The organism is Parafrankia sp. EAN1pec (assembly GCF_000018005.1).
Classification (GTDB): domain Bacteria; phylum Actinomycetota; class Actinomycetes; order Frankiales; family Frankiaceae; genus Parafrankia; species Parafrankia soli.
On record NC_009921.1, the window covers coordinates 715,486 to 742,366 of the forward strand.

The following is a 26,881-nucleotide window of genomic DNA, read 5'->3' on the forward strand; positions in this document are numbered from 1 at the left end:
CCGCTCGGGGCACCGGGCCATGGCTGTCTCAGGCACGGCATTCGGCGGGTGAATGCATGCTTGCAACCCCGATGTGCGAAGTCAACCTCTAGTTTTTCGACACCGATGGACTTCCCAAAGGCGAGAGTGTCGTTCTACAGTGACGCCGGACACGGTGGCGACGGAGCCGACGCGACGGAGATGGGGTGGCCGATGGAGGACAGCGCTTCAGAGGGCGCGTTCAAGGGCGTGCGGGTCGTCGAGCTCGCCCAGTGGGTCTTCGTGCCCGTGGCCGGCGCGCTCCTGGCTGACTGGGGCGCGGACGTCATCAGGGTCGAGCGCCCGGAGGGCGACCCGTACCGGGCGCTGGCGACACAGGGGATCGGGACCGACGGCGGCGGGGTGAACCTCTCGGTGGCCCTGGCCAACCGGGGCAAGCGCTCGGTCGCGCTCGACCTGCGCGGCGAGCAGGGCAAGGCGATCCTCCACAAGATGCTGGAGACGGCGGACGTCTTCCTCACCAACTTCCGGCCGGGCGCGCTGCGCCGGCTGGGGCTCGACGCCGACGAGCTCACCCGCCGGTACCCCCGGCTGGTCTACGCCCGCGGGCACGGCTTCGGTGCCCGCGGGCCTGACGCCGACCATCCCGGCTACGACTCCTCGGCGTTCTGGGCCCGCGGCGGGATGGGGTACACGCTGACCCCCGAGGAGCGGGAGTACCCGATCAGCCAGCGGGGCGCGATGGGCGACCGCAACGGCGCGATGGCGCTGGCCTTCGGCATCGCCGCCGCCCTGCTGGGTCGCACTCGCACAGGAAGGGGGACAGTCGTCGACGTCTCCCTGCTCGCGACGGCCATGTGGACGCTGTCCTCCGACCTCCTCGTCGCGCTGACCGGGCAGGCCCCGCGCATCTCCAGCGGCCCCGGTGACGGCCCGAACCCGCTCGTGGGCGCCTACCGGACGAAGGACGGCCGGCACATCCAGCTCGTCTTCCTCGAGTCCGACCGCTACTGGGCGCCGTTCTGCGAGCTGATCGGGCGCGGTGACCTCGTCGCCGACCCGCGGTTCGCCGACCTGCGGGCCCGCGGTGAGAACCGGGTCGCCTGCCGGGCCGAGCTCGAGGCGGCGTTCGCGACCCGGACCTTCGAGGAGTGGAAGGACCTGCTCGCGGGCATCGACGCACCGTGGGCCCCGGTGCAGTCCGTCCTGGAGCTGGTCGACGACCCGCAGGTGGTGGCGAACGGCTACGTCGGCGAGGTGCAGCTCGACGGCGGCGGCTCCTACCGATTACCAACTGTCCCCGTCCAGTTCGACTCCCAGCCCCCCGTGCCCCGGCGGGCTCCCGAGCACGGCGAGCACACCGAGTCCGTGCTGCTCGAGCTCGGCTACACCTGGGAAGAGATAGCCGCCCTCACCGAGGCCGGAGCGATCCCGTGACGGCCGGCCCCGCGGCGGCGTCCGCACCGGCCGGCCCGGCGGGGGCGTCCGGCTCGGCCGGCCCGGCGGCGGCGCCCGAGCCGACGCGGCCGGTACCGGCGCCGGACGAGCGTTCGGCGCCGTACTGGGCGGCCGCGGCGCGGCACGTCCTCACCGTCGCCCGCTGCGCCCGCTGCTCCACCTACGTCGTGCCGCCGGACCACACCTGCCCGCACTGCGGCAGCACCGATCCCGGGTTCGCCTTCGAGCCGGTGAGCGGCAGGGGCACCGTGCGCTCCTGGACCGTGGTCCGCCAGTCGTTCCTGCCCGGCTTCCGCGGCGAAGTGCCCTTCCTCCTCGTCGACGTCGAGCTCGCGGAACAGCCTGAGCTGCGCATCATCGGCCGGCTCCTGGACGGCCCCGACACCACCCTGCGCATCGGCGCACCGGTGGCGGTGGCCTTCGAGGACGTCGCCGACGGCGTCTCCGTCCCCGCGTTCGCCCTGGCCGAGTCGAGTGCCACTGGCCCCGGCGAGGTGCGGTCGTGAGCGCGCGGCCGGGCTCCAAGGGCCAGGTGGCAATCGTCGGCTACGCGCACAGCGACGTCACCCGGCACGCGGGACGTCCGCTCGGCGCGCTCGCCGTCGACACGGCGCGGGCGGCGATCGCCGACGCCGGTCTCACCGCCGGGCAGGTCGACGGGTTCGTCACCTCGGCACTGTTCCCGACCGCCGGCGCGCACGCGGCCGAGGACGGGGTCAGCCTGGTCTCCGCCGACTGGCTGGCCCAGCGTCTCGGCGGCTCGCCGCGGTACGTGGCCGGCTTCCAGGGCATCGGCCAGATCCCCGGCTCGGTGGCGCTGGCGGTGAACGCCGTGGCGAGCGGCGCGGCCGACTACGTGGTGATGCACCGCGCGCTGCACAACCCGAAGGGGAGCTACCACGCCAACCCGATGCGGACGGCCGGCGGCGCGCAGCAGTGGACGGTGCCGCAGGGCTTCTTCGGCCCGCTGTCGATGATCGCCCTGCCCTACAACGAGTACCTCCAGCGTTACGGTGCCAGCCGGGAGACGACGGCGGCCGTGGTCGCCGAGGCGCGCAAGAACGGCGCGCGCATCCCGTGGTCGTACTGGCACGACCGGCCGCTGACGACCGAGGAGTACCTGGCCGCGCCGCTGCTGAGCGACCCGATCTGCCGCTACGACTGCGACATCCCGGTCGACGGCGTCGCCGCCTTCGTCTTCACCTCGGCCGAGCGGGCCCGTGACCTGCCGCACCGCCCGGTGTACGTCGCCGGCCAGGCCTCCTCGGCGCCTCCTCGGCGCCGCCTGCCGCTGCACTGGCCGCTCGACGACATCATGGCCGGCGGCACCGCGCTGGCGAAGCGACTGTGGGAACAGTCCGGGGTGAGCCCCGCGGACGTCGACCTGCCGCAGGTCTACGACGGCTTCTCGCCGTTCGTCTACTTCTGGCTCGAGGTCCTCGGCCTGTGCCCGGTCGGCGAGGCGCACCGCTTCGTGCTGGACGGCGGGATCGACAGCGACCGGCCCGGTGCGCTGCCGGCGCTCTCCGGCGGCGGGGCGCTGGGCAACGGGCGGATGCACGGCATCCCGCAGATGCTCGAGTGCTACCTGCAGCTCGCCGGCCGGGCCGGGGAGCGCCAGCGCGAACGGGCGACCGTGGGCGTCGCCTGCGCGTCCTCGCCGCACTTCGGCGGCGCGGTTGTCTACAGCACGGCACCCGCCTGACCCGGGCCTGCCCGACCTGAGCTTGCCGACCCGGGCCCGCGCCGGGCCGGCCCGGCCCACCGCACCTGAACCAGTCACCCGACGCCCCGTGTGGGCATGCTCACCGAGAAGGGAACGAGCCCGTGGCAGCGATCATCGCGGAGCGCCGCTCGTACGTGGCCGGCACCTGGGTCGAGGGCGACGAGGTCTTCGCCGTCGAGAACCCGGCCGACGAGACCTCGGTGGCCGACGTGGCGGCCACCCCCCTGCCCGAGATCGAGCGCGCGATCACCGAGGCCCGCCGGTCCTTCGACGAGGGGGTGTGGGCGGACCGCTCACCGGCGGAGCGGGCCAGGGTGCTGGGCGCGTTCCTCGACTACTTCCAGTCCGCGCGGGCCGAGCTTGTCGCCACCATGGTCGCCGAGGCGGGCCAGCCCACCGGGTTCGCCGAGCGGGCGCAGTTCGGTGCCGGCCTCGGCCTGGCCCGCGGCACCATCGACCTCTACCTGTCGATGTCGCACGAGGAGGCCAACCCGGTACCGCTGGACGACCTCGTCCGGGCCGGGGCGAGCCTGAGCTTCCGCCGGCACGAGCCCGTCGGCGTCGTCACCGCGATCACCCCCTACAACGGGGCGATCATCATGGCGATGCAGAAGATCATCCCGGCGCTGATCGCCGGGAACTCGGTGATCCTGCGGCCCAGCCCGCTCACCCCGCTGTCCTCGCTGGTGTTCGGCGCGGCGGCCGAGGCGGCCGGGCTGCCGCCCGGCGTGCTCAGCGTGGTGGTGGAGGGCGGCGCCGCCGGTGCCGAGCTGCTGACCACCCACCGGGCCGTCGACATGGTCTCGTTCACCGGCTCGACCGTGGTCGGCCGGCAGATCCTCGCCCAGGCGGCCCCGACGGTGAAGCGGGTCGCCCTCGAGCTGGGCGGCAAGTCGGCCCAGATCTACCTGCCCGACGCCGTCGGGAGGGCCACCGCCGGGGCCGTCGCGGTCGTCGCCGCCACCGCCGGCCAGGCGTGCGTCGCCGCCACCCGGATGCTGGTGCCGCGCGAGCGCAAGGACGAGGTCCTCGACGCGGTGTCGCGCGCCTACGGCGCCCTCACCGTCGGCCCGCCCACCGACCCGTCGGCGAAGCTCGGGCCGGTCATCAGCGCCGGCCAGCGCGACCGGTGCGAGCGCTTCGTCCGGTTGGCCGAGGAGAACGGCGGGAAGGTGGTCACCGGCGGCGGGCGGCCCGCCGGGCTGGAGCGCGGCTACTACTTCGAGCCGACCGTGCTCGACCTCCCCGACAACGCCAACCCGGCGGCCCAGGAGGAGATCTTCGGGCCGGTGATCAGTGTCCTGGGCTACCGGGACCTCGACGACGCCGTGCGGATCGCCAACGACAGCGACTACGGGCTGTCCGGCCAGGTCTACGGCGCCGACGTCGCCGCGGCGGTGGGCGTCGCCCGCCGGCTGCGAACGGGAGCGGTCAACGTCAACACCGCCGTGTTCAGCGCCTACGCGCCGGGCGGCGGCTACAAGCACAGCGGCCTCGGCCGCGAGCGCGGGCCGGACGGCATCCGCGCCTTCCAGGAAGTCAAGCACCTCGCCATCGGCGAGCTCCGCTGAGCCCGTCCCCGGACCGGAGGGAAACACTGATGACGTCATCACAGTCGCTGGACTGGCTGATCTCGGTCGACGACCACGTCCTGGAGCCGCCGAACCTGTGGACCGACCGGCTCCCGGCCAAGGACCACGACCGGGCTCCCCACATGGTGATCGACGACACGGGAATGGACTGCTGGGTCTACGACGGCAAGCGTTTCCCGAGCTCCGGGCTGAGCGCCGTCGCCGGGAAGGAGAAGGAGGAGTTCAGCCCCGAGCCCCTCTCCTATGCCGACATGCGGCCCGGTTGCTACGACCCGCAGGCCCGCCTGGAGGACATGAACCGGGCCGGCATCCTGGCCTCGCTGTGCTTCCCGACGGTGACCCGGTTCTGCGGGCAGATGTTCTCCGAGGCGAGCGACCGCGAGTTCGGCCTGGTGTGCCTGAAGATCTACAACGACTGGATGATCGAGGAGTGGTGCGGCAGCGCTCCCGGCCGCTACATCCCGCTCACCCTCATCCCGCTGTGGGACCCGCAGCTCGCGGTGAAGGAGCTCGAGCGCTGCGCGGCGAAGGGGTCCACCACCTTCGCCTTCTCGGAGAACCCGGCCCCGCTGGGCCTGCCGACCATCCACGACCGCGACGGGTACTGGGAGCCGGTGATGGCTGCCGCGAACGACCTGGAGATGGTCGCGTCGATGCACGTCGGCTCCTCGTCGCAGGTGCCGAAGATCGCTCCCGACGCGCCGTTCATGGCGAACCTGACCTGGGGCGCGATGCGTACCTCGGGCGCCATGCTCTCCTGGCTGTTCAGCGGGATGTTCCAGCGGTACCCGAAGCTGAAGATCGCGCTCTCGGAGGGCGAGATCGGCTGGATGCCGTACTACCTGGAGCGCGCCGAGCAGGTGATCGACAAGCAGCGCCACTGGGTCAAGCGTGGTGTCCGCTTCAACGAGCACGCCGGGGCGGACGCCCTCGACCTGGACACCCTCGACATCCGCGCCAGCTTCCGTGAGCACGTCTTCGGTTGCTTCATCGACGACGCGCACGGCATCGCCAGCATCGACGAGATCGGCGAGGACAACATCATGTGCGAGACGGACTACCCGCACTCCGACTCGACCTGGCCGAACTGCATCGACGTCGTCAGGAACCGGATCGGCCACCTGTCGGAGGAGGTCCAGTACAAGATCCTGCGCGGCAACGCCGAGCGGCTGTACCGGTTCACCCCGGCCGAGCCGCCTGTGCTCGCGAAGGCCTGACATGGCAGGGCGGGCACCGCTCGCGGTCGTCGACCGCGAGCGGTGCATCGGCAGCGGCATGTGTGTGGACTACGCGCCGGGCACCTTCACCCAGGACGAGCAGGCCAAGGCGGTCGTCCTCGCCGAGGCCGACGACCCGGCCGACGTGGTGGGCATCGCCGTCGAGTCGTGCCCGACCGGCGCGCTGCGCCTGGCGCACGACGCGGGCCTGGCGCAGAACACAGGCCTGGCGCAGGACGGAACAGGAGCGTGACGAGCATGATGCTCGAAGGCAAGATCGCCGTGGTGATGGGCGCCGGCTCAGGGGTCGGCCGCGCCTCGGCACTGCGGTTCGCCGAGGAGGGCGCCCGGGTGCTGTGCGCCGACATCCGGCCCGAGGGGATCAAGGAGACGGCGGCCGCGATCGAGGCGGCCGGCGGCACCGCGGCGGCAGCCGAGTGCGACGTCTCGAAGGAGGCCGACGTGGCCGCCGCGATCGGGGCGGCCGTGGCGCAGTTCGGCCGGATCGACATCGTCTTCAACAACGTCGGCGTCCCGACCCCGCGGCTGGGCGCGAAGCTGGAGGACCACACCGCCGAGGATTTCCAGCGGCTGGTCGCGGTCAACTTCGGGGGCGTGTTCAACGGCTGCAAGCAGGCCGTCCTGCAGTTCAAGCGGCAGGGCGGCGGCGGGGCGATCCTCAACACCGGGTCGGTCGCCGGCCTCGTCGCCTGGGGCGGCTCCGTCTACGGCGCCACCAAGGGCGCGGTGCACCAGCTGACCCGCGCGGTGGCCATCGAGGGCGCGCCGTTCGGCATCCGGGCGAACGCGATCTGCCCGGCCGGGATGCCGCACACCAACTTCATGGCCGCCGGCGGGCTCACCATCTCGGGGGACGCCCGGGAGAAGATGGTGGAGAACGTCGGGGCCACCCATCCGCTCGGCCGCCCGATCACGGCCGAGGACTGCGCCGAGGCCGCCGTCTACCTGGTCTCCGACCGCGCGCTCAACATCACCGGTGTGCTGCTGCCGGTCGACGGCGGATACGTGGCGAGGTGACCCGATGAGCACCACCGCCACCCTCGACCGCGAACGGGTCCGGCAGCTGTTCGACCTGCGCAGCAGCTACAACGTGCACATGGGCGGCGGCTACCGGCAGGACCCGTACCCGGTCTGGCACCGGCTGCGCGAGCAGGCCCCGGTGCACCCGGGGATCGTCCACGAGCTGACCGGCTTCGACGGCCCGGCGATGTTCTCCGGTCTGCCGTACCCCGACCGCCCGCACTTCTCGGCCTTCAGCTACGCCGCGTGCGACGCCGCCTACCGCGATCCCGAGGTGTTCGCGTCGGCGGCCGGGCCGGTGGATCCCAACAACGGCCCGTACGGCGCGACGAACAGCATGCTGTCGATGGGCGGGAGGCAGCACCGCCGGTACCGCGGGCTCGTACAGCCCTCGTTCGTGCCGGGCAAGGCGAAATGGTGGATCAGCAACTGGATCGAGGAGACCGTCGACCTGCTCATCGACGGGTTCGTCGACGCGGGGCGGGCCGAGCTGAACGTGGACTTCTGCGCGGCCATCCCGGTGCTCACGATCACCAGCAGCTTCGGCGTGCCCGTCGACCGGGCGCTCGACATCCGTGCCGCGCTGACCAGGCCCGACGAGATCGTGCGGATGCTCGAGCCGATCGTCGCCGCCCGGCGTGCGGACCCGCAGGACGACCTGATCAGCATCCTCGTGCAGGCCGAGATGACCGACGAGAACGGGGTCACCCACCGGCTCACCGACGCCGAGATCTACTCCTTCTCGGTGCTGCTGCTGACCGCCGGCTCCGGCACCACCTGGAAGCAGATGGGCATCACGCTCACCGCGCTGCTGCAGCACCCCGAGGCGCTGGCCGCGGTACGCGCCGACCGCTCGCTGCTCCGGCTGGCGATCGAGGAGTCGCTGCGGTGGTCACCCACCGACCCGATGTTCTCCCGCTGGGTGACCGAGGACGTCGACTTCTTCGGCGTGCACATGCCGGCCGGGTCGGTGCTGCACCTGTGCATCGGCGCGGCCAACCGCGACCCGGCCCGCTGGGACCGCCCGGACGAGTACGACATCACCCGCGCCCTGCGGCCGTCCTTCGCCTTCGGCGGGGGCGCCCACGTCTGCCTGGGCATGCACGTGGCCCGCGCCGAGATGCGGGTCGGGATCGGGGCGCTGCTCGACCGGCTCCCCGACCTGCGCCTCGACCCCGACCGCGAGGCACCCCGCTTCATCGGCATGTACGAGCGAGGCGCGACCGAGATCCCCGTCGTCTTCGGGTGACCCCGAGACCTCGGGGGTGAGGAGACATCCCATGAGCGAGACCGGCTACACCGCCCCGGACCTGAGTCTGCGCGGGGCCGAGCACATCGCGCGTTACCGGGAGACCGACGGTGAGGTCGGCTACCTCTGGAACGGTGTGCCGACCCTGCTGCTGACCACGGTCGGCCGGCAGTCAGGCGAGAAGCGCACCTCCGCCCTGATCTTCGCGCGGGACGGGGACGACTACCTCGTCGTGGCGTCCACCGGCGGAGCGCCGAAACACCCGGCCTGGTACTGGAACCTGACGGCGCGTCCCGAGGCCGAGATCCAGGTCCGTGGCCTGCACCTGCCGGTGGTGGGCCGGACGGCGTCCGAGGACGAGAAGCCCCGGCTCTGGAAGATCGTGACCGCGAGCTGGCCCAACTACGACGTGTACCAGACCCGCACGGACCGGGTCATCCCGGTCGTCGTCCTCACCCCGTCCTGAGAAGCCGGCCTGCTGCCGCGACCGCGATGAAAGGAGCAGTACGGATGAGCGTCGCACCGGTCTTCTCCAAGGGCCGCGACCTCGACGCCACGGTCGAGGTCCTGCGCCCGTGGCTCGCGGCCCGATTAGGCGTCGACGACGTCACGCTGGGCGAGCTGACCTATCCGACCGGGGCCGGGGTCTCCAACGAGACGATCCTGCTCGAAGCCCGCTCGGCGGGCCGCGTCGACGACCTGGTCCTGCGGATCGGGCCCAGGCCCGAACACCAGATGTTCCTCGACCCCCGGTTCCGGATGCAGTACGACCTGCTGGCCGCCCTGCGCCGCAACGGCTCGGTGCGCGTCCCGGAGACGCTGTGGTTCGAGGACGACGCCGCGCTGCTCGGGCAGCCGTTCTTCGTGATGCGCCGGATGCGCGGCCGGGTGCCGGTCAGCATGCCGGTCTACAACAAGACGGGGTGGCTGACGGAGGCGACACCCGCCCAGCGGCGGACCCTGTGGGAGAGCGCGATGCGCCAGTTCGCCGCCATCCACGTGATGCCTGTGGACGAGGTGGGCTTCGTCGACCTCGCCGAGCTGGGCGGCACCGGCCCCGAGCAGCAGCTCACCTACTGGAACCGCTTCGCGGCGTGGGCGCTCGAGGACGAGGTGCCCGATGCAGTGCGCACCCTGTTCGAGTGGCTGGCCGCGAACCGGCCCGCCGAGCCCGTGCCGGGCCTGTCCTGGGGCGACGCCCGGATCGGCAACATGATGTTCGGCGACGACTTCGAGGTCGTCGGCGTCATGGACTGGGAGCAGGCGTCGCTGGCCGGCCCGATGGCCGATCTCGGCTGGTGGCTGCACTTCGACGAGATCCACAGCTCCTTCCAGGGCGTGCCGCGCCTCGACGGCCTCGGCACCCGGCAGGAGACCATCGACCTCTGGGAGGAGCTGACCGGCCGGCGGGTCGAGAACCTGCTCTGGCACGAGGTCTTCGCCTGCGTCAAAACGGCCCTGCTCGGCCTGCACACCCGTCGGTCGATGCGGCTCCCGCTGGCGGGCAGGTCGGAGCGCGGCCCCTACCTGGAACGCGCCTACCGCCTGCTCGACCTCGACCTGGAGGAACTGTCATGAGCATCCCGGGTGGCCCCGCGCCATGGGACGAGGAGGTCGCGCGATCGCCTGAGTGGCTCACCGCGGTACTGGGTGAGTCGTGGCCCGGGGCGGTCGTCACCGGCACGACGGTGACGCAGCGGCTGCAGACCGTCGCGACGAAGGTGCGCTTCCAGGTCGGGTACGCACAGGCGGTCGACGGCGCGCCGGCGGCGCTGTGCGCCAAGGGGTACTTCAATCCCGCCGTGCGCGGGCGAGGCACCCGTGTCGAGGCCGACTTCTACCGGCAGTGCGCCTCCACCCTGCCGGTGCGGACCCCGCCGTGCGTGCACGCCGCGGTCGACGAGGAGACGAACCACGCGCTCGTCCTGATGGAGGACCTGGTCGAGGCCGGCGCCACCTTCCTCGACCCGCTCGTGGGTTACAACGCCGAACAGGCCACCGGCACGCTCGACCAGCTCGCCTCGCTACACGCGGCGACGTGGGAGGACAAGGGCGAGCTGACGGCCGCGTTCCCGCCCCGGCTCGCGTCGCTCGCCCGGGTCCTGACGCCCGAGCAGCTCCAGACCCAGCTCGACGACGGCCGGGTGCCGGCGGTGCCGGATGACGTCCGCCGCGCGGACCGGCTGCTGGCGGCGATGGGCAGACTGGCCGGGATCAGCGACCAGCCGCGTTGTCTCGTCCACGGAGACCTGCACACCGGCAACGTCTACGAGCTGGCCGACGGTTCCCCGGGGCTCATCGACTGGCAGGTCGCCCAGCACGGCGTGTGGGCGTTGGACGTCGGCTACCACCTGGCGGCGGTCCTGGACCCCGATGAGCGGGCCCGCTCGGAACGCGACCTGCTCGACCACTACCTCGGACGGCTGGCCGCCCACGGCGTCACCCCGCCCGCGCGCGACGACGCCTGGTGGGCGTACCGGGCACATCTGCCCTACGGCTTCTACCTGTGGGCGATCACCCGAGCGGTGGACCGCCCGATCATCGAGCACCTGACCGGACGACTCGGCCTCGCTGTGGCCCACCACGGAAGCCTGGACCTACTCGGAGTCTGACCGCCGATCCGATCCGGGCCCAGGCAGGCTCGGGTCGGGCTGTGGGGCTGGCGCCTACCGCGCGGTCTGAGACAGCGGTTGCTTCCGTGCGGTCGGGGGAGCCTGCTGCGGCAGGACCGTGGGGTCGGCCTGCCGGACCTTGACCCGGGGGCCTGCCGGCTGTGTCTCGGCCTGGGCGTCGGTCGGCTGGGGGCCGTCGGGCTGCTCCTGCTCCGGGCTGCCGCCGAGGGCTGCCAGGCAGAAGGACCACAGGTAGTCGCCGATCGACTCGGCCGTCTCGTCCGTTCTGGCGAACGCATAGTGGTGGTAGACGGAGGTCACCAGTCGGGCGACCACCGTGGCGTCGCGCTCGATGTGCCGCGGGGCGAGCAGGCCGGCCTCCTGCGCCGCAGTCAGCTCGCGGGCGACCAGGTCGGCGAACGGCCGGGTCGCGTGCGCCAGCTCCTCCGGGTACAGCTGGTGCAGGCGCCAGTGCTCGGCGGGGATGAACCGGGCCCCGGCACCCTCCCAGCCCGGCGCGTTCAGCGACGACACCGCGGACCGCACGTAGTGGCGCAGCCGGGCGACCGGGTCCGGCAGGTGCTGCGCGGACGCCTCGTAGCGCGCGGTCTGGTTGGCGATGATGTCCTCGATGACGGCCAGCAGCAGCTGATCCTTGCCGGTGAAATGCCGGTAGAAGGTCTGCGTCGCGATGCCGGCTTCCTTCACGAGCTCCTGCGTCGTGAAGCGGGCGCCGCTGACCAGGATGAGCCGCTCGGCGGCCTCGACGATGACCTTCGCCTGCCGCATGCTGCGCGATCTCGAACGCTGGACCGACGGTGAGCGGTCGGCGGCGCGTTCGGCCCAGGACACTCTCCGACGTTACCAGTGTCGGCGTCCACACCGTTCGTCCCCGAGGGATCTCCGTGCGCACCGCACCTGTATTCCCGCCCGCCCGGTCCGCCCCTGTCGCGACCGGACCGCACCCGGAGCGCGACCGACCACGACCGGGCCGGACTCGGGACCATGGTGGTGCAGGTCACGCCGGTATTCGTCGTTTGTGCGGGCTTGGCCGGGTGACTCAGACTGTCTTCTGGAAAGTGCCAGTGGACGCCGTGCCTGTGAACGCAACGAGGAGATCTACGACAGTGGCCGAATTATACTGGGATCCCTTCGACGAGGTGATCGACGTCAATCCGTACCCGCTCTGGAAGCGGATGCGTGACGAGGAGCCCGTCTACCGCAACGACAAGTTCGACTTCTATGCGCTTTCCCGGCACGCCGACATCGACGCCGCCCACGTCAACGCGGACACCTACAGCTCCGCGCACGGCACGATCCTGGAGATCATGAAGCCGGAGCCGATGCCGCCCGGCTTCATGATTTTCACGGATGCCCCGGCCCACCACCTGCTGCGGTCGCTGGTGTCCCGCGCCTTCACCCCGCGTCGGATCGCCGCGCTCGAGGAGCACATCCGCGTCCTGTGCGCGGAGATGCTCGACCCGCAGATCGGCGCGGGCGGGTTCGACTACATCAGTGACTTCGCCGCGCAGCTCCCGTCGAAGGTGATCTCCCAGCTGATCGGGGTCGACCCGGCAGACCGGGAGGAGGTCCGCAGGACCATCGACCTGACCTTTCACATCGAGGAGGGCGTCGGGATGGTCAACGAGACCTCCCACGCCGCCACGATCAAGCTGCGCACCTACTTCGCCGGGCTGATCGAGGACCGCCGCAGGTCGCCGCGCGACGACATGATCACCGGTCTCGCCGAGGCCGAGGTCACCGACGGGAACGGCGAGCGCCGCAGGCTGACCACGCCGGAGGCGGCGTCGGTCACGAACGAGATCGTCAGCGCCGGGACGGAGACCGTCGCCCGGCTGCTCGGCTGGGCGTGTGTGCTGCTCGAGGCCCATCCCGACCAGCGGGCCGAGCTGGCCGCCGACCCGTCGCTGTTGTCGAACGCCGTCGAGGAGACGTTGCGGTACGAGGCGCCGTCCCCGGTGCAGGGCCGCATGCTCAAGAACGACGTCGAGCTGCACGGGACGACGATCCCGACGGGCGCGAAGGTTCTGCTGCTCACCGGATCGGCCGGCCGGGACGGGCGCAGGTACACCGACCCGGACCGCTACGACATCCACCGTAAGTTCGACGGCCACGTGGCGTTCGGCCGCGGCGCCCACTTCTGCCTGGGCGCGGCGCTGGCCCGGATGGAGGGCCGGATCGGGATCGAGGAGACCCTGCGCCGCTTCCCGAACTACCAGGTCGACCACGACAGCGCGGTGCGGCTGCACACCAGCACCGTGCGCGGGTACGAGCACCTGCCGCTCGTCGTCTGAGCGTCGTCCCGGTCCGGGAGGCCACGTCAGGGGTCCTCTTCCGGACCGGGGCGGAGCCGGCGGGCTCAGGCGGCGGGCTCAGGCGGGTGGTGGCGGCGGCTGGCTGAAGCCGGCGATGAGAGCGGTGATGTCCTCGGTGACGACGTCGGCGAACGACCGCGGCGCGTACGCGCCGGTCGCCCAGTGGCGGGCGCCCTCGCTGACCAGCGACTGCGCCAGCCGAGCCAGCCGCGCCGCGTCGACGTGACCGGGCAGCGCGCCGTCCGCCACCGCGCGGTCGAAGATGAGAACAGTTGACGCATTTCCGCCGGCACGGCTAGCGTTCCCCCGCGTCGCGGGACTGGCCGCTGTTGCGGAGCTCGGTCCCGGTCAGCCCAAGCCCGCGGGTCCGGCCGGAGCCGCGCCAGACCCGAGGAGCGGACCTTGACCACCTCGCCCACCACCGTCAACCCGGACGTCCTGCCCGGCGTTGCGCGCCAGATCGGCTACATCGTCCGCGACCTCGACGAGGCGATCGCCTCCTGGCTGAGCCTGGGCGTCGGCCCCTGGTACGTGCTGCGGGAGCACCCGCAGGCGGGGCTCTTCCGCGGCAAGGACTGCGAGGTGACCATGTCGGTCGCCTTCTCCAACACCGGCGACATGCAGGTCGAGCTGATCCAGCAGCACGGTGACGCGCCCAGCATCTACACCGAGTTCCTCGAGTCCGGGAAGGAGGGCTTCCACCAGCTCGCCTGGTGGGCCCCGGACTTCGACGCCACCATGAGCTCGATCGAGGCCGCGGGCTGGCCGATCGTCTGGACCGGCGGCGGTGACGGCGCGACCCGTTACGCCTACTTCGAGCCGCCCGCCGGCCCGGCCACCATCATCGAGATCATGGAGCTGAACCCGGCCACGGAGGGCATGGCCAAGTTCGTCCGCGCCGCCACCGAGGGCTGGGACGGCACCGACCCCGTCCGCACCCTCGGCGTCTGAACACATCCCGAGCGGGAGATCACTTCACCAGGGTGGCGATCTTCCGCTGGGCCTCGGTGAGGGTGGTGCCGGGGTCGGCTCCTGACATGATTGCGACCACCTCGTCGTTCAGCGCGTCGTGGACCTCGCCGCCGCGCTCACCGCCCCAGGTCGGCGCCTGGACGAGATCCGGAATCAGCGCGTCGAACTGGGTCAGCTCCGGGAACTCCCGGTAGAACGGCGCGAGCTGCCTGCGGGCCTCGGTGTCGACCGGCAGGAAGCTGAACGCCTCGGTGCCGGCGGCGATCACGTCCGGGGCGAGCAGCGCGACGACCAGCTCGGTGGCCATCTCCCGCTGGCAGCGGTCCGTCGACAGTACGGACAGCCCGTTGCCGCCCGCGACGGGGTGCTGAGTGCCCCCGGGCAGGGTCGGGAACGGGGCGACACCCACCTTGAAGCCCTGCGCGCCCTGGTCATGGACGTAGCGCAGCCCCGCGGCCAGCGACGGCAGGGTGACCGCGCTGATCGCCGTCTCGTGCCGGATGCCGAAGCGCAGCAGGCCCTGCGTGGTCGGGTCGCTCGACTGTGTTCCGTAGGTGCCCACCTTGGCCAGGAACGCGGCGGCCTCGCGGACGGCCGGGCTGGTCAGGTCGGGCTGGCCGTCCGCCTTCATCGCGGGGGTGTTCTTCGAGCTGGCCAGCGTGGTCAGGTACCACTGGGCGAACCCGCCCGTCGGCAGGTCGATCGGCTGGATCTGCTGACCGGAGTTCCTGATCCGCTCGGCCGCGGCGAGCACCCCCGTGGTCGTGCCCAGCGTCTTCGGGTCGACCCCGGCCTTCGCCAGGACGTCCGCGTTGTAGACGAGTGCGAGCGTGGACACCTGCTGCGGCACCGCGACGAGCCGGCCGCCGTACTCGCCGAGCGGCAGGAACCGCTGGTCGTAGGACGCCCGCAGCAACCGGGGCGACAGCGGCTGCGCGCCGAGCTTGTCGGCGAAGGTCGGCAGCAGGTCGAAGCCGGCGACCGCGACGTCCGCCGGGCGCCCGGCGGCCCGGTCCGCGCTGATCTGCTGGACGAGCTGGGGGTAGCCGGTCGCGTCGGCCGTGAGCTCGACGGTCAGGCCGGGATGGGCCTTCTCCATGTACGCCTTGCCCGACTTCGCCGCGTCGTTGAGCGACCCCAGGGCGAACATCCGCAGCGTCTTCACCGCGGCGGCGCACTCCGGCGACGCCTTAGCGCCGGCGACGTCGTCCACGTTCGCGGTCGCCGGCCGCGCCGTCGGACGCAGGCTCTCGGCCGGATCGGTGGCCGCGCCGGAGCCGCCGCCGCAGCCCGCGAGCAGGCCGACCGTGACCGTCCCGGCGAGCAGCGCGGCCAGCGGGCCGGCGCGGCGTGGGGACGAGCCGGCCCGGCGGGTGCCCGGGCCCGGGCGGGTGCCGGGGCCTCGCGGGTCCAGGTGCCGCGGGCGGGGTTCTGACACGTTCCCGAGCATCGTCGCTCCTTTCGGTGGGCATGCCCTCGGTCCGCTGCGGGTGCCCGGTTTCCGTCGGTGACAGCATCGCCCCGGACCGGCCGAAAGCCCAGGCCGCCACCCGACAGGGGCGCCCCTACCGGCGCGCTCAGCCGGGGAGGACCCGCAGCCCGCAGGGCGGCTCGGCGAGGTAGACCTGGTCGGGGCCGCCGGCGTCCAGGGTGATTACCGGGTTGTCCGGGCTGGCGGTGCCGAAGTTGAGCAGCCGGCCGTCGGTGGCCGAGTGGAGCTCGAGGGCGCAGTCCTCGCTGCCGCCGAAGTCGACGACCTTGACGGTGACCGTGCCCTCGGTGCGAAAGGCCTCGGTGTCACCGGTGTACGAGGTTGTCGCGAACGGCAGCGACGCGTCACCCGCGGCCTCCAGGCCCTGGACCACACAGCCTGGGTTGTCAGCCCCGAGGCGGAACGTCCCGACCTGCGAGACCTGGTAGATCTTCTCCCCGTAGACGCCGGTGATCGAGCGGCTGTCACCCGTCGCGGTGTCGGTGACGGTGACCGCGCAGCCGGTGTCGTCGGTGCCCTGGATCTCGTCGGAGATCCGCAGCCGCCACGGCGCGTCCGAGGTGAAGGTGGTGTCGGACGTGCCGTCGTCGCCGTCGGAGGTCAGCAGGACGGCCGCCGTCCCGCCTGCGGCCAGCACGACCACGCCCGCCGCGAGCGCGATGACCAGCCGGCGCCGCCTGCGCCGTCCCGGCTGTGGCTGCTGCGGCGTCGACTGGCCGGGCCGTGCCTGATCGGACGCCGACTGGCCTGGCGTTGGCTGACCAGCCGTTGGCTGGCCGGGTGCCGGGTCGTCCTTGTCGCCTGTCGGCGGGATGGTCGCCGACCACGGCGGTGTCGCCGCCACCACCGGCCGTGTCTGCAGGAACCGGGTGGCCGAGCCGCCGGCGCCGTCGGGCAGCGAACCCACCAGCTCGGTGAACAGGGCCTCGGCGGTGGGCCGGTCCGCCGGCTCGCGGGCCAGCGCGCTGGATACGAGCTGGCGTAGCCCCGGCGTGATCCGTCCGAGGTCGGTGGACGGCTCGGCCTCCAGCACCCGGTGCAGCACCGCCGCGCTGGGCCCGGTGCCGAACGGCGCCTCGCCGGTCGCGGCGAAGCACAGCAGCGCGCCCCAGGCGAAGATGTCGGCGGCGGGGGTCGCCTCCGCGCCGGAGACCTGCTCCGGGGCGTGCCAGCCGGGAGTGCCAACAAACTGCCCGCTGAGGGTGATCACCGCGGCGTCGGCCGCCGCGGCGATGCCGAAGTCGATGACCTTCGGCCCGTGCGCCGTCCACAGGACGTTCGACGGCTTGAGATCCCGGTGGATCATCCCGGCCGCGTGGATCGAGATCAGCGCGTCGGCGAGCCCGGCCGCGAGCACCGTCTGCTCGTCCGGGCCGAGCGGGCCGTGTAACCGGACGTGGGTCGACAGGCTCGGCGCGTCGACGAGCTCGGTCGCCAGCCAGGGCCGGTCGGCGTCCAGCTCGAAGTCGACCAGGCGGGCGGTGTGTGCGCCGCCCACCCGGAAGCAGGCCTGGACCTCGCGCTGGAACCGGCGGCGGAAGTCCGGGTCGTCGGCGAGCTCCTCGCGGACGAGCTTCACCGCGACCCGGCCGAACGGGCCCTCGGCCAGGTAGACCACGCCCATGCCACCGGCGCCGAGACGGCCGAGCACCCGGTGCCGTCCCAGCGAGACGGGGTCACTCGGTCGCGGTGGCTGAACCTCGACGCCGTTTGTGCTCACGGTCCGCGTACCCCCCAAAGCCCAGACCAGGCCACCGTCCGGATTCCCGGCACGATTCGAGCGGATCGTACTGCGACGCATATTTCCGCAGGTGGGGCGGCATTGATTTTCGTAGGGCGCGGCCCACACTGCGGATATCGCCCTGTTCCCGCATGTCCGCCCCGGAGGCCCTCATGGAGCGCTCTCTCACCCCCCACCGCCTCACCCCCCACCGCCTCAGTCCGCACCGACTCGGCCCGCACCGCCTCAGCCCCCGCTGTCGCTCGCGGCGTGTCATCCGTCCCGGGACGGGCGGGGCCGCTGTGCTGGCGGTCCTGCTGGGTGCCGCTCTCACCACGCTCGCCGCGTGCGGCGACGGCGCGGGGGGATCGGGGCCGGACGGGGCGCCGGCACCGCGCACCAGCGCGGCGGTCTCGTCCGTCCCGGCCGGCACGTCCCCGTCAGCCGGCCCCGCCGGCACCCCCGGATCGGGCGGTCCGTCCGGATCGGTCGGGGCGGAGGGGCCGGCGGCGGCGCCGTCGACCTGGACGACCCACGAGGTGCGCGCTGAGCACCAGGTCACGCCGCCGGCGCGGCTGGTCGCGCTGCGCGCCGCGCGCAACGTGCAGGGCGGCGCTGCCTACGACCGGCTCGTGCTCGAGTTCGCCGGCGGCCTGCCCGGCTACACAGCGGGCTATGTCGACCAGGTGATCCGTCCCGGCTCGGGGGCGCCGCTGCCGCTGCGCGGCCCGGTCACCTTCGAGATCGTCGTCACCCCGGCCGTGGCGCACGGCGACGCGGGGGAGTCCACGCTGACCACCCCGCCGACCGGGGGCGACCTGTCCGGGCTGATCAGCTACGCGCTTGCCGGTGACTACGAGGGCTACGTGCACATCGGAGTGGGGCTCGGCTCCCGGGTCGGCTTCCGCGTCGTCGAGCTGCGTGACCCCGCCCGGCTGGCGATCGACTTCGCGGGCTGATCACACGAGGTCGGTCCCGGGCGGTGTGGTGGTCGGCCGGGGCGCGACGGTCGGGGAGGGGAGCGGTGGCGGCGTGCCGTCCGGCGGTGCCGTCCGCGGTGGTCCGGTCGGTGGCGGTCCGGTCGGCGGGGGCGGAGTGGGTGGCGGCACGATGGTCGGCTCGGGCGTGGTCCGTCCGGGCGGGGTGGGCGGCCCGGTGGAGGTGGTCCGCGGCGCGGCCGTCCCCGTCGGCGCGGCTGGTGCGGTCGGCGTGGCCGGCCCCGGATCGCGGGCCGGGCCGGGCGCCGACGGCCGCCCTGCCGTCGGCAGCGGCGGCGCCGGCGGGAGCGGGCGGGCCGCCTCGGTGGCCAGACCGGCGAGATCCGGCGGCTGCTTGGCGATCGCCGTCCGCCCCCGGCCGTCGATGAGGACGGCGTTCGGCCCGGCCAGGTCGTTGATCCACACCAGGTCGCCGTCGACGGCCACCGTGAGCCGCGGCTGGTCGGCGGGCGCGGCGACCGGCACCGGATCGCCGAAGCCGCCGCGGGCGATGTCGTAGTCGAGCACCACGCCGAGCGCGGAGTCCGGCACGTACCCGTGACCGGCATGGACCACCGGTGTGCCGAGCTGGCCCGATCCGGGGATGTCCGGGATGGTCACCGTGGTAACTGTGGTCGCCAAGCCCTGATCGACGTCCACGAGGAACAGGCGGCGGGTGGCCGGGTCGAGGAGGGGCACGGGGCCGCCGTCCGTGCGCGGCGGCGCCAGCAGGCCGGGGAGCGGTCCGCTGGTCGGGCCGGCGGGCGGCAGGGCGATCACGCGTCCCGTGTCGGGGGCGGTGACGGTGGCGGCGGTGGTGTCCACGGCGAGCGGGTGCCCGCCCGCGAGGACTACGTCGACGGCGTTGCCGGGCGGGGCGACCGGGCGCGGCGGCTCGGCGGCGCCGTCCCGCAGGGCGACGACTGTGCCCGCGGACCGGACCGGCACCCACAGGGTTCCGTCGTCGGTCAGCGCCGCGCGCCCCAGCGGCGGCGGGAGCTCCAGGACGGGGCCGGCGCCGGCGAGGTCGTCGCGGGTGAGCCGCCGGACCCGCCCGGACGCCGGGTCGACCGCGTAGGCCGCCGTCGCCGAGGTGACGATCGTCACCCCGGGCCCCAGATCCGCCGAGCGGACGGAGGCCAGCCGGGCAGGGTCGACCAGGTGCACCTGGCCCGAACCGGGGTCGGCCACGAGGACCGCCGCGCCGGTGCGGGCGACAGTCAGGTCACGTCCGACGGCGCCGGGCACGGTGACCGCGGCGTCGGCCCGCCCGGCTGGTCCGCTCAGGTGGGTGAGGGTGCCTGTGCTGGTGGTGGCCAGCCACACGCCGCCGTCGGTGAGCTCGAGCTCGGTGGGTGCGGCCCCGCGACCGGTCGCGACGAGGGCCGCCGCGGCGCAGAGAAACAGCACGCCCAGCCCGGCGCGGGCACGCCCGCCGCGTGCCGGCCTGAGGAACCGCCACGCGAACTGCCGAGAGGGCCGCCACGGGAGGCGCCGCCAACTGCCGGGAATCGTGGACCTCCAGGGGCGTCGCGGCTCCGCGGGCGGTTCGCCGCGGGCAGATCTTCGCGGGCGGCGAACCGCCCGGGCCGGGCGGTTCGGGCTCGGGGCGTGGCTGGTTGGTGCGTCGGGGCTGCGATCGGGGCTGCCGAGGCCTCCGCCCGGCTGGAGGGTGGCCGGGCGGAGGCCGGCGACGGGTCGCCAGGCACGACCAGAAGACACAACCAGACACAACTGATGGTTGTTGTCGGATTGTGTTGCCGTCGTGGCATGGATCGGGCGTGCGGTAGCCCCCGGAGGCCCGCGGCCCTCGAGGTAACCCGTCAACAGGTCTGACGCGCTGCAGCCCCGACTGGTTGCAACAGGCTTTGGCCGAAGCGTGACATCTGTCGCCGGATGTGGCCGGATCGTTCCTCGGTGACCTGCGGGTGTGCGCCCGCGCGCGCGAGGGCGACGTAACCCTCGTCACGATTCGAACAATAGTTTCCGGACGGAGGACAACGAATCGGGTGACTCGGTCGTCTACTGCATCGGAACGGTTCGGCTCCGTGGCAGCGACGCCGCGGTAAAGGTCGCCAGCGGCACCGCCAGGTGGTGCTGGCCGGTGGTGCCGGTGGGCACTGGCGGCCAATCGCGGGAGGCGCGCCAGGAGCCGAGCCGTTCCCGGGCGGCACCCCCCGCCGCCCGCGGCGGGCCGCGCCGGTCGCTCCCCCTCGACCGGCGCGGCCCGCCACATCACGCAGGCCTCACCAGCAGGAGGTTCGGCATGACGGTCGAGGCGGATCGGGGCATCCCGTTCGCGGTCGCGTTCGACGACGTGGTGGCGAACGTCGAGCGGGTGATCCGCGGCAAGCGCACCGCTGTCGAGCTCGCGGTGATCTGCCTGTTCGCCGAGGGCCACCTGCTGGTCGAGGACGTCCCCGGCCTGGGCAAGACGACGCTCGCCCGCAGCCTCGCCGCCTCGGTGAACGCGGGCTGCCACCGCATCCAGTTCACCCCCGACCTGCTGCCCGCGGACATCACCGGGACCAACGTCTTCAACCAGCGGGCCGCCGAGTTCACGTTCCGCCCGGGCCCCGTCTTCGCGAACCTCGTCATCGCCGACGAGATCAACCGCGCGTCGCCGAAGACCCAGTCCGCTCTGCTCGAGGTCATGGAGGAGCAGCGCGTCACCGTCGACGGGACCCGCTACCCCGTCCCGCTGCCCTTCATGGTCATCGCCACCCAGAACCCGGTCGACATGGATGGCACCTACGCCCTCCCCGAGGCCCAGCTCGACCGCTTCCTGATGCGGCTGCGCATCGGCTACCCCACCCTGGACGCCGAGCTGGAGATCCTCGAGGGACGTCAGGTCGGCCGCCGTGTCGAGGACCTCCGCCCGGTGATGCGCGCCGAGGACGTCGTCGCCCACGCCGAGCGCACCCTGGCCGTGCACGTGGCCCCGGCGGTGCGCCGCTACGTCGTGCAGGTTGTCGCCGCCACCCGGACCAGGCACGACGTACTGCGGCTGGGCGCGAGCCCGCGCGGCAGCGTGGCGCTGCTGCGCGCGGTCCAGGTCCGCGCCGCCTCGGCTGGGCGTGCCTTCGCCACCCCCGACGATGTCAAGGCGCTCGCCGGTCCGGTGCTCGCCCACCGGCTCGTGCTCAGTCCGGAGGCCGAGCTGCGCCGGGTCACCGCCGAGGACGTCGTCGCCGAGGTCCTGGACGCGGTCCCCTCGCCCCGTCGCCTCGTGGGCGCGTGAGCGAGCCGACCCCCCGGACGCTGCCGGGGTTCACACCCGCCGCATGGGGACTGCTCGCCGCGACGGCCGCCTGCGCCCTCGGGGCGGTGCTCCTGCGCTACGCGGAGCTCGCCGCCTTCGCCGGTGCCGGCGCGGCGGCGCTGTTCACCGCGGTGGCAGCGGTGGCCCGTCCGCCGCGGGTCACCGTCACGACACGGGTCACCCCTGCCGCGGTCACCCGCGGGGACGACGCCGCCCTGGTCATCTCGATCGTGAACCACTCCCGATGGACGTCTCCCTCGTTCGCCCTACGCCTGCCAGCCGAGCCGGCCCAGCCGGGCGAGGTGCCCGCCGAGCCCGCCGAGCCCGCCGAGCCCGGCGGGTCTGTCGGGTCCGACGGGCCCGAGATCGCCGTGGACATCCGCCCGTTGCGCGGTGGCGCCAGCCGGGAGATCGTCCTGCCGCTCGACACCGCGGCTCGGGGAGTTCGCCGGATCGGGCCCCCGCAGGTGCACCGGTCTGATCCGTTCGGGCTGGCCCACCGCCACCAGTACCTCGGCACGAGCCTCACCCTGCGGGTCCGCCCCCGCGCATACCCGCTGGTCCCACCGCCGGCCGCCCCGGCCCGTGACCCCGACGGGCAGAGCGGACGTGGCGCGTCCGGGGGGCTGATGTTCCACACCCTGCGCGAGTACACCCCCGGGGAGGACCTGCGCCTGGTGCACTGGGCCGCCAGCGCGCGCACGGGCACGCTGATGGTCCGAACGCACCTGGACCCCAGTGAGCCCGCCTCCACCGTCGTGCTGGACACCCGCCGGCGGGCCTACCCGCCCGGCCCGGTCGGGGCGGCCGTCTTCGAGGACGCCGTCGACGTCGCCGCGTCCGCGGTGCTCGCCTGCGCCCGCAACTCCTACGGCGTCCGCCTGGTCACCTCGGGCGGGGTGCGGATGACCGGTCGCCGACGCTCCACCGACGCCGAGTCCCTCCTCGACGAGCTGGCCGACGTCCGGCCGGACGAGGGCGTGACCCTGGATGTCCTGCGTACCCTGCGCCGCGGGCCCGTCGGCACCCTCGTCCTGGTGACCGGCGCGCTCGACCGGGACGCGGCGGCGGCGCTCGCCCCGGTGGCCCACGTGTTCGGCCAGGTGATCGTGCTTCGGATGGGCCCGCGCAGCGAGGCCGCCGCGCTGGCCCGGGGCCGGCGCGCCCTCGGCGACCGCCCACGCCTGCGCCCGAGTGCGGAGGCGGTGGCACGGGCCCGCGCGGAACGAGGCGGCCCGGTCGCCCCCGCCGGGCCCACCCGCTCGACGGGACCGGCGGGCGCGGCCCGTACGGCAGGTGCGACCCGCATGGCCGGTGTGGCCGGTGCCGCTGGTGTGGCGGGGTCGGTTGGCATGGTCGGCACCGCCGGTTCGGGCCGGGTGCGGATGATCCACCTGGGCTCACCCGCCGACCTGACCGACGTCTGGCCTGCCGCGCCCCTCCCGCCCCGGGCGCCGGCCGCGGACCAGGCGGCCGCGAGTCCAGCGGCAGTGGGCTCGGCGGGATCGGGTTCGGCGGGATCGGGTTCAGGGGGATGGGGTCAGGCCGAAACCGAGCCGGACCTGGCGGGACCGCTGCTACCGGTGGCCTCCCTGGCGTCGGCCGGCCCCGGCCCCGGCCCCAGGCCCAGGACTGGGCGCGGCGCGGGCGGCGGATCGTGACCGGCGCCGCGGGCCCGGCCCGCCGAGCCACCTTCGCCCCGAGCGAGGCCGGTCTACGCCGCATCGCCGCGCTGGCCGTCGTCGCCGCCCTCGCCCTGGTGGCCGGGACGGGATTCACCCGCCTCTTCCCGACCCGGGACCTGTGGGTGCTGCTGCCGGTGGCGGCGGTCCTGCCCGTCGTCCTGGTCGGCGCGCTCTCCCGGCACGGCCGCCCGGTCTCGCCGGCGCTGACCGTGCCCGTATGGCTGGCCGGCTTCGTAGCCTGGACGGCTTACACCGTCGCCGCCGGATCGGGCGATCTCATGGCCCGCCTCGATGTGGTCCGCACGGGCGTCGTCGACGGGTGGGCCCGGGTCCTCGACATGGGCGTCCCCGCCCCGGCCGACCCCGACCTGCTGATCGTCGCGCTCGCCCCCACCTGGCTCGCCGCGGCGCTCGGCGCCGAGCTCGTTGTGCGGACCCGCGCGGCGCTCGCCCCGGCACTGCCCGCCGCCGTAGCCCTTCTCGCCGCGTCCGCGCTGGCCGTCCCCGCCCCCGGGGACAACCTGGCCCGGGCCGGTGCCCTCGCCGCCCTGACCGCGCTGTTTCTCATGATCAGAGCACCCCGGGCCGCGGGCCGCGGCCCGCGCCGTGAGCTCGCGCGCCGGGGCGGCGCGACACTGCTCGTGGTCGTGGTCGGCGTGCTCGCCGGCACGGCCGCGACGAGGGCCGGCGGCGGGGACCCCGTCGACCCCCGCACCCACCGCTCGACACCACCGGTGAGCCAGACCGAGCCGAGCCCGCTCAGCGCACTCGGCGGCTGGACCGCCCATCCGGACGAGGTGCTCTTCCACACCGACGTCAGCGGGCCGGCCCCGGCCGAGCCGGTGACCCTCCGGCTCGCCGTCCTCGACTCCTACGACGGCGCCCAGTGGCGGTCGACCGCCCGTTTCGTTCGGGCCGGCTCGGGGCCACCCTCATCGCAAGCCGGGATCGCCGACGACCCGGCCGGCGATCCCGCTGCCGGCGACCGGGCCGCTGATCCAGCAGGTGACGGGCCCGGCCCGGCACCGGTGGGCGAGATGCGGCAGGTCATCGAGATCGCCGGACTGGGCGGGCGGATCCTCCCGTCGGACGGGCGGCTGGTGGGCGCCCCCACCGGCGTCCGGGTCGATCCCGGCACCGGGACCCTGCTGAACGACCGTCCGCTGCTTCCCGGCGACCGTTACGAGATCACTTCAGCGCCGGACCCCCGGCCCGCGCCGGCGGATCTCCCCAGGTTCGACGCCGGCACCGCCCGAACGGGCGGGCCCGATCCCGACCTCGAGGTCCCCGCCGACCCGCCGGCCATCCTCGGCCGTCTGGCGGATATCGCGACGGCCCGGGGGAGCACCCCGTTCCAACGGGCCGCGCTGCTGCGGCAGTACCTGAGCGCGACCTTCACCTTCGACCCGGCCGTCCCACCCGGGCACTCGTACGGGCACATCGACCACTTCCTCGCCCACACCCACCGCGGGACGTCCGAGCAGTTCGCGACCGCCTTCGTCCTCGCGGCCCGCATCCTTGGGCTGCCCGCCCGGCTTGCCGTGGGATTCACCGCGCTCCCCGCGGCGGACGGCCAGCCCCGCACCGTGCACGGCGCCGACGCGCTCGCCTGGGCCGAGGTGCGCTTCGACGGCGCCGGCTGGCTGCCGTTCTTCCCCACCCCGCCGGCCGCGGACGCCCGCGGCGCGAGCGTGGCGGGATCGAATCCGGGCGAGACCCCCGAGCAGGCGGAACTGATCGACGTCGCCCTGCGCTCCGCGGTCGAGACCACGGCACCGGCCACCCGGGCCACGGAGGACTCCACCCCAGCGGCCACGCCGCCCGGCCCGGGTGCCTGGTCACGTTGGGCCATCCGGAGCGGCCTGGCGATCGCCGGCGCCGCGGCGCTGTATCTCGCGCTCGCCGTCGCGCTGCCCTCGCTCCGGCGGGGCCGCCTGCGCCGCGCGGGCCACCCACGACGCAGGGTGGTCGACGCCTGGCGGCAGGCCGTCGACGCGCTCGCCGACGCGGGCCTGCCCGTCCCGGCCGCCGCGAGCCCGGGAGAAGTCGCCCGGCTCGCCGCGGCCGAGGTGGGCCCGTCCGGCGAGACGGCGATCCGCGAGCTGGCCGACATCGTGACACTCGCCCTGTTCGCCCCCGTGACCGCGGTGGAATGGGAGGGCACCCCCGGCCGCCGCGCCGCGGACGAGGCCTGCCGCCTCCTCGACCGGTTCGAGCGGGCCCTGCGCGAGCGCACGACACGCCGAGCGCGGATCCGCCGGACGCTGGCCCCGAGCACCGTGGCCACCGAGCTCCGCCGGCTGCGGGATGCACGGGACCCGCGGGATCCGGGAGATCCGCCGACCGGGGCCGCGGGGGACCCGGACGGCCCGTGCGGCCCCGGCACCGACCACGGGCGGCCCGATCCGGGCACCCCGCCGGCCGGGTATGTCTCGGACGGGAAGCGCTTTGCCCCGGCGGCGTGACCCCGGCATCCCCGACCTCGACCCCACCCAAGCCGCCCCCCGCCGGGAACGCCCACCGGACGGCCCATCCACCCGCGATCACCGGGCTCCCGGGCCGAGGACACCGGGGCTGGTCCGCGAGGTTCGCCTGACGCCGCTGCGGATAACCGTGGACAGGGTCGTGCGTCGCGGTGCCGCCCGGCCACCGGCTCGGGGCACCGCACCGACCTTTCGTGGCGTCGCCGAGCTCGAGGCCGTCGACCGCGACGTCTTCCGAGGCGGCACCGGGGGCGTGCCCGTCCACCTGGGGCAGGTCGCCGTCCAGGCGCAGCTCGCGGCCGGGCGGACGGTGGGCTCGGGGCATCCCCTGCATTCGGTGCAGGCCCAGTTCCCGCGCCCTCCGCGCGAGGTGCACTCGGTCGTGTACCTCGTCGACCGGGTCCGGGACGGGGCCACGTCCGTGACCCGGCGGGTGACGGGGGTGCAGGCCGGTGAGGTGGTCTGCGCGATGCACCTGTCGTACCAGCGGGGCTGGCGTGGCGGACACCAGTTGCGCGCTCCCCGCGTGCCGCCCCCCGAGGCCCTGGAGCGCTGGCGCACCGACCCCCGGGAGCTGGGCGACCTGCTCGTCGACCTGCGGCTGGCAGCCGGTCCAGGAACCGCTGCCGGTGGTCCAGCGGGTAGGGGCGCCCGGTCTGGTGGGAACGGGCCGGGGCGCCCGATCGCCTGGGTGCGCCTCGTCGAGGGGCTACCGGACGACCAGCGCCTGCACGCCGGCGCGCTGACCTACATCGCCGGCCACGCCGCGGCCGCCCTCGCCAACTGGCCGCCGCCAGCTGCCCGCGCGCCGGTCGGTGGGGAACCGTCCCGGGCGGCGGCGCTCGACCATGCCGCCTGGTTCCACCGCCCGTTCCGGGCCGACGAGTGGCTGCTCCTCGTCCAGGACAGCCCGTCCGGCGCGGGCCCGCGGACGTTCACCCGGGCCACCTTCTTCGACCGGGACGGCCTGCTGGTCGCCTCGACCGCCCAGGAGCTGGCTCTCGGCTGATCCCGCCCTGACCCTGGCCCCGGACCACCCGCCTCGGACCACCCGCCTCGGACCACCCGCCTCGGATCGGG

At 74.0% G+C, this 26,881-nt stretch carries 22 protein-coding genes and 1 pseudogene; 18 read left to right on the forward strand and 5 right to left on the reverse strand.

From position 1 onward, the window contains the following. Window positions 1–192: 192 nt before the first annotated feature. The 11 genes from FRANEAN1_RS02985 to FRANEAN1_RS03035 all read left to right on the forward strand — a co-directional run bounded on the left by FRANEAN1_RS02985 (window position 193) and on the right by FRANEAN1_RS03035 (window position 10,874). Window positions 193–1,416 (forward strand): CoA transferase, encoded by a 1,224-nt coding sequence (locus tag FRANEAN1_RS02985; RefSeq protein ID WP_041255379.1) that lies wholly within the window; start codon window positions 193–195, stop codon window positions 1,414–1,416. Further along, on the forward strand, window positions 1,413–1,943 hold the full coding sequence (locus tag FRANEAN1_RS02990) for an OB-fold domain-containing protein (protein WP_020458268.1): 531 nt from the start codon (window positions 1,413–1,415) through the stop codon (window positions 1,941–1,943). The genes FRANEAN1_RS02985 and FRANEAN1_RS02990 overlap by 4 nt, the downstream gene beginning before the upstream one ends. Beyond that, a complete protein-coding gene (locus FRANEAN1_RS02995) occupies window positions 1,940–3,142 on the forward strand; it encodes a thiolase family protein (protein WP_020458269.1) in 1,203 nt (400 codons plus the stop codon). The genes FRANEAN1_RS02990 and FRANEAN1_RS02995 overlap by 4 nt, the downstream gene beginning before the upstream one ends. A gap of 122 nt (window positions 3,143–3,264) precedes the next feature. Beyond that, complete coding sequence (locus FRANEAN1_RS03000; RefSeq protein ID WP_020458270.1) at window positions 3,265–4,734, forward strand: aldehyde dehydrogenase family protein; 1,470 nt, start codon at window positions 3,265–3,267, stop codon at window positions 4,732–4,734. Window positions 4,735–4,763: 29 nt separating this feature from the next. Further along, window positions 4,764–5,972, forward strand: coding sequence for an amidohydrolase family protein (locus FRANEAN1_RS03005; protein WP_020458271.1), 1,209 nt, complete (start codon window positions 4,764–4,766; stop codon window positions 5,970–5,972). A 1-nt stretch (window position 5,973) separates the two neighbouring features. After that, a complete protein-coding gene (locus FRANEAN1_RS03010) occupies window positions 5,974–6,225 on the forward strand; it encodes a ferredoxin (protein WP_020458272.1) in 252 nt (83 codons plus the stop codon). Between the two features lie 5 nt (window positions 6,226–6,230). Continuing rightward, complete coding sequence (locus FRANEAN1_RS03015; protein WP_020458273.1) at window positions 6,231–7,010, forward strand: SDR family oxidoreductase; 780 nt, start codon at window positions 6,231–6,233, stop codon at window positions 7,008–7,010. Window positions 7,011–7,014: 4 nt separating this feature from the next. After that, the gene (locus FRANEAN1_RS03020; RefSeq protein ID WP_020458274.1) at window positions 7,015–8,262 is read left to right on the forward strand and encodes a cytochrome P450; all 1,248 of its coding nucleotides are present in this window, start codon (window positions 7,015–7,017) and stop codon (window positions 8,260–8,262) included. A 31-nt stretch (window positions 8,263–8,293) separates the two neighbouring features. Then, entirely contained in the window at window positions 8,294–8,728 is a 435-nt protein-coding gene (locus FRANEAN1_RS03025) for a nitroreductase family deazaflavin-dependent oxidoreductase (protein ID WP_020458275.1), read from the forward strand. 44 nt (window positions 8,729–8,772) lie between these two features. Then, entirely contained in the window at window positions 8,773–9,840 is a 1,068-nt protein-coding gene (locus tag FRANEAN1_RS03030) for a phosphotransferase family protein (protein WP_020458276.1), read from the forward strand. After that, window positions 9,837–10,874, forward strand: a complete 1,038-nt coding sequence (locus FRANEAN1_RS03035) for a phosphotransferase (RefSeq protein WP_020458277.1) — start codon at window positions 9,837–9,839, stop codon at window positions 10,872–10,874. Before FRANEAN1_RS03030 ends, FRANEAN1_RS03035 begins: the two co-directional genes overlap by 4 nt. Before the next feature lie 54 nt (window positions 10,875–10,928). On the opposite strand, the gene FRANEAN1_RS03040 is transcribed toward FRANEAN1_RS03035, so the two are convergent. Next, on the reverse strand, window positions 10,929–11,663 hold the full coding sequence (locus FRANEAN1_RS03040; protein WP_020458278.1) for a TetR/AcrR family transcriptional regulator: 735 nt from the start codon (window positions 11,661–11,663) through the stop codon (window positions 10,929–10,931). Window positions 11,664–12,001: 338 nt separating this feature from the next. On the opposite strand from FRANEAN1_RS03040, the gene FRANEAN1_RS03045 reads away from it, so the two are divergent. Further along, the gene (locus tag FRANEAN1_RS03045; RefSeq protein ID WP_020458279.1) at window positions 12,002–13,189 is read left to right on the forward strand and encodes a cytochrome P450; all 1,188 of its coding nucleotides are present in this window, start codon (window positions 12,002–12,004) and stop codon (window positions 13,187–13,189) included. Between the two features lie 78 nt (window positions 13,190–13,267). On the opposite strand, the pseudogene FRANEAN1_RS03050 reads toward FRANEAN1_RS03045, so the two are convergent. Continuing rightward, a pseudogene (locus tag FRANEAN1_RS03050) lies at window positions 13,268–13,480 on the reverse strand (TetR/AcrR family transcriptional regulator); the annotation flags it as partial. Window positions 13,481–13,612: 132 nt separating this feature from the next. Between FRANEAN1_RS03050 and FRANEAN1_RS03055 the strand changes: the two are divergent. Continuing rightward, window positions 13,613–14,161, forward strand: coding sequence for a VOC family protein (locus tag FRANEAN1_RS03055; RefSeq protein ID WP_020458281.1), 549 nt, complete (start codon window positions 13,613–13,615; stop codon window positions 14,159–14,161). A 19-nt stretch (window positions 14,162–14,180) separates the two neighbouring features. Here the strand turns inward: FRANEAN1_RS03055 and FRANEAN1_RS03060 are convergent, their stop codons facing one another. Both FRANEAN1_RS03060 and FRANEAN1_RS03065 read right to left on the reverse strand, forming a co-directional pair. Further along, the gene (locus FRANEAN1_RS03060; protein ID WP_020458282.1) at window positions 14,181–15,632 is read right to left on the reverse strand and encodes an extracellular solute-binding protein; all 1,452 of its coding nucleotides are present in this window, start codon (window positions 15,630–15,632) and stop codon (window positions 14,181–14,183) included. A 127-nt stretch (window positions 15,633–15,759) separates the two neighbouring features. Beyond that, complete coding sequence (locus FRANEAN1_RS03065) at window positions 15,760–17,394, reverse strand: serine/threonine-protein kinase (protein ID WP_020458283.1); 1,635 nt, start codon at window positions 17,392–17,394, stop codon at window positions 15,760–15,762. Between the two features lie 302 nt (window positions 17,395–17,696). On the opposite strand from FRANEAN1_RS03065, the gene FRANEAN1_RS03070 reads away from it, so the two are divergent. After that, entirely contained in the window at window positions 17,697–18,353 is a 657-nt protein-coding gene (locus tag FRANEAN1_RS03070) for a hypothetical protein (RefSeq protein WP_041253653.1), read from the forward strand. On the opposite strand, the gene FRANEAN1_RS03075 is transcribed toward FRANEAN1_RS03070, so the two are convergent. Beyond that, complete coding sequence (locus FRANEAN1_RS03075; protein ID WP_347176968.1) at window positions 18,354–19,781, reverse strand: hypothetical protein; 1,428 nt, start codon at window positions 19,779–19,781, stop codon at window positions 18,354–18,356. A gap of 856 nt (window positions 19,782–20,637) precedes the next feature. Between FRANEAN1_RS03075 and FRANEAN1_RS03080 the strand changes: the two genes are divergently transcribed. Genes FRANEAN1_RS03080 through FRANEAN1_RS03095 form a run of 4 tightly spaced genes read left to right on the forward strand, consistent with a single transcriptional unit; the run spans window position 20,638 to window position 26,810 of the window. Continuing rightward, window positions 20,638–21,612, forward strand: a complete 975-nt coding sequence (locus FRANEAN1_RS03080; protein ID WP_020458286.1) for a MoxR family ATPase — start codon at window positions 20,638–20,640, stop codon at window positions 21,610–21,612. Further along, window positions 21,609–23,294 (forward strand): DUF58 domain-containing protein, encoded by a 1,686-nt coding sequence (locus FRANEAN1_RS03085; protein ID WP_020458287.1) that lies wholly within the window; start codon window positions 21,609–21,611, stop codon window positions 23,292–23,294. The genes FRANEAN1_RS03080 and FRANEAN1_RS03085 overlap by 4 nt, the downstream gene beginning before the upstream one ends. Next, window positions 23,291–25,783, forward strand: a complete 2,493-nt coding sequence (locus tag FRANEAN1_RS03090) for a transglutaminaseTgpA domain-containing protein (protein ID WP_020458288.1) — start codon at window positions 23,291–23,293, stop codon at window positions 25,781–25,783. The genes FRANEAN1_RS03085 and FRANEAN1_RS03090 overlap by 4 nt, the downstream gene beginning before the upstream one ends. Next, on the forward strand, window positions 25,767–26,810 hold the full coding sequence (locus tag FRANEAN1_RS03095; protein ID WP_347176969.1) for an acyl-CoA thioesterase domain-containing protein: 1,044 nt from the start codon (window positions 25,767–25,769) through the stop codon (window positions 26,808–26,810). The genes FRANEAN1_RS03090 and FRANEAN1_RS03095 overlap by 17 nt, the downstream gene beginning before the upstream one ends. Window positions 26,811–26,881 lie beyond the last annotated feature (71 nt).

Bases quoted from the DNA above. Each gene is read 5' to 3' on its own strand.
- FRANEAN1_RS03010 (WP_020458272.1), top strand. From the start codon at position 5,974: ATGGCAGGGCGGGCACCGCTCGCGGTCGTCGACCGCGAGCGGTGCATC.
- FRANEAN1_RS03080 (WP_020458286.1), top strand. From the start codon at position 20,638: ATGACGGTCGAGGCGGATCGGGGCATCCCGTTCGCGGTCGCGTTCGAC.
- FRANEAN1_RS03025 (WP_020458275.1), top strand. From the start codon at position 8,294: ATGAGCGAGACCGGCTACACCGCCCCGGACCTGAGTCTGCGCGGGGCC.
- FRANEAN1_RS03060 (WP_020458282.1), bottom strand. From the start codon at position 15,632: ATGCTCGGGAACGTGTCAGAACCCCGCCCGCGGCACCTGGACCCGCGA.
- FRANEAN1_RS03030 (WP_020458276.1), top strand. From the start codon at position 8,773: ATGAGCGTCGCACCGGTCTTCTCCAAGGGCCGCGACCTCGACGCCACG.
- FRANEAN1_RS03040 (WP_020458278.1), bottom strand. From the start codon at position 11,663: ATGCGGCAGGCGAAGGTCATCGTCGAGGCCGCCGAGCGGCTCATCCTG.
- FRANEAN1_RS03005 (WP_020458271.1), top strand. From the start codon at position 4,764: ATGACGTCATCACAGTCGCTGGACTGGCTGATCTCGGTCGACGACCAC.
- FRANEAN1_RS03020 (WP_020458274.1), top strand. From the start codon at position 7,015: ATGAGCACCACCGCCACCCTCGACCGCGAACGGGTCCGGCAGCTGTTC.
- FRANEAN1_RS02985 (WP_041255379.1), top strand. From the start codon at position 193: ATGGAGGACAGCGCTTCAGAGGGCGCGTTCAAGGGCGTGCGGGTCGTC.
- FRANEAN1_RS03035 (WP_020458277.1), top strand. From the start codon at position 9,837: ATGAGCATCCCGGGTGGCCCCGCGCCATGGGACGAGGAGGTCGCGCGA.
- FRANEAN1_RS03015 (WP_020458273.1), top strand. From the start codon at position 6,231: ATGATGCTCGAAGGCAAGATCGCCGTGGTGATGGGCGCCGGCTCAGGG.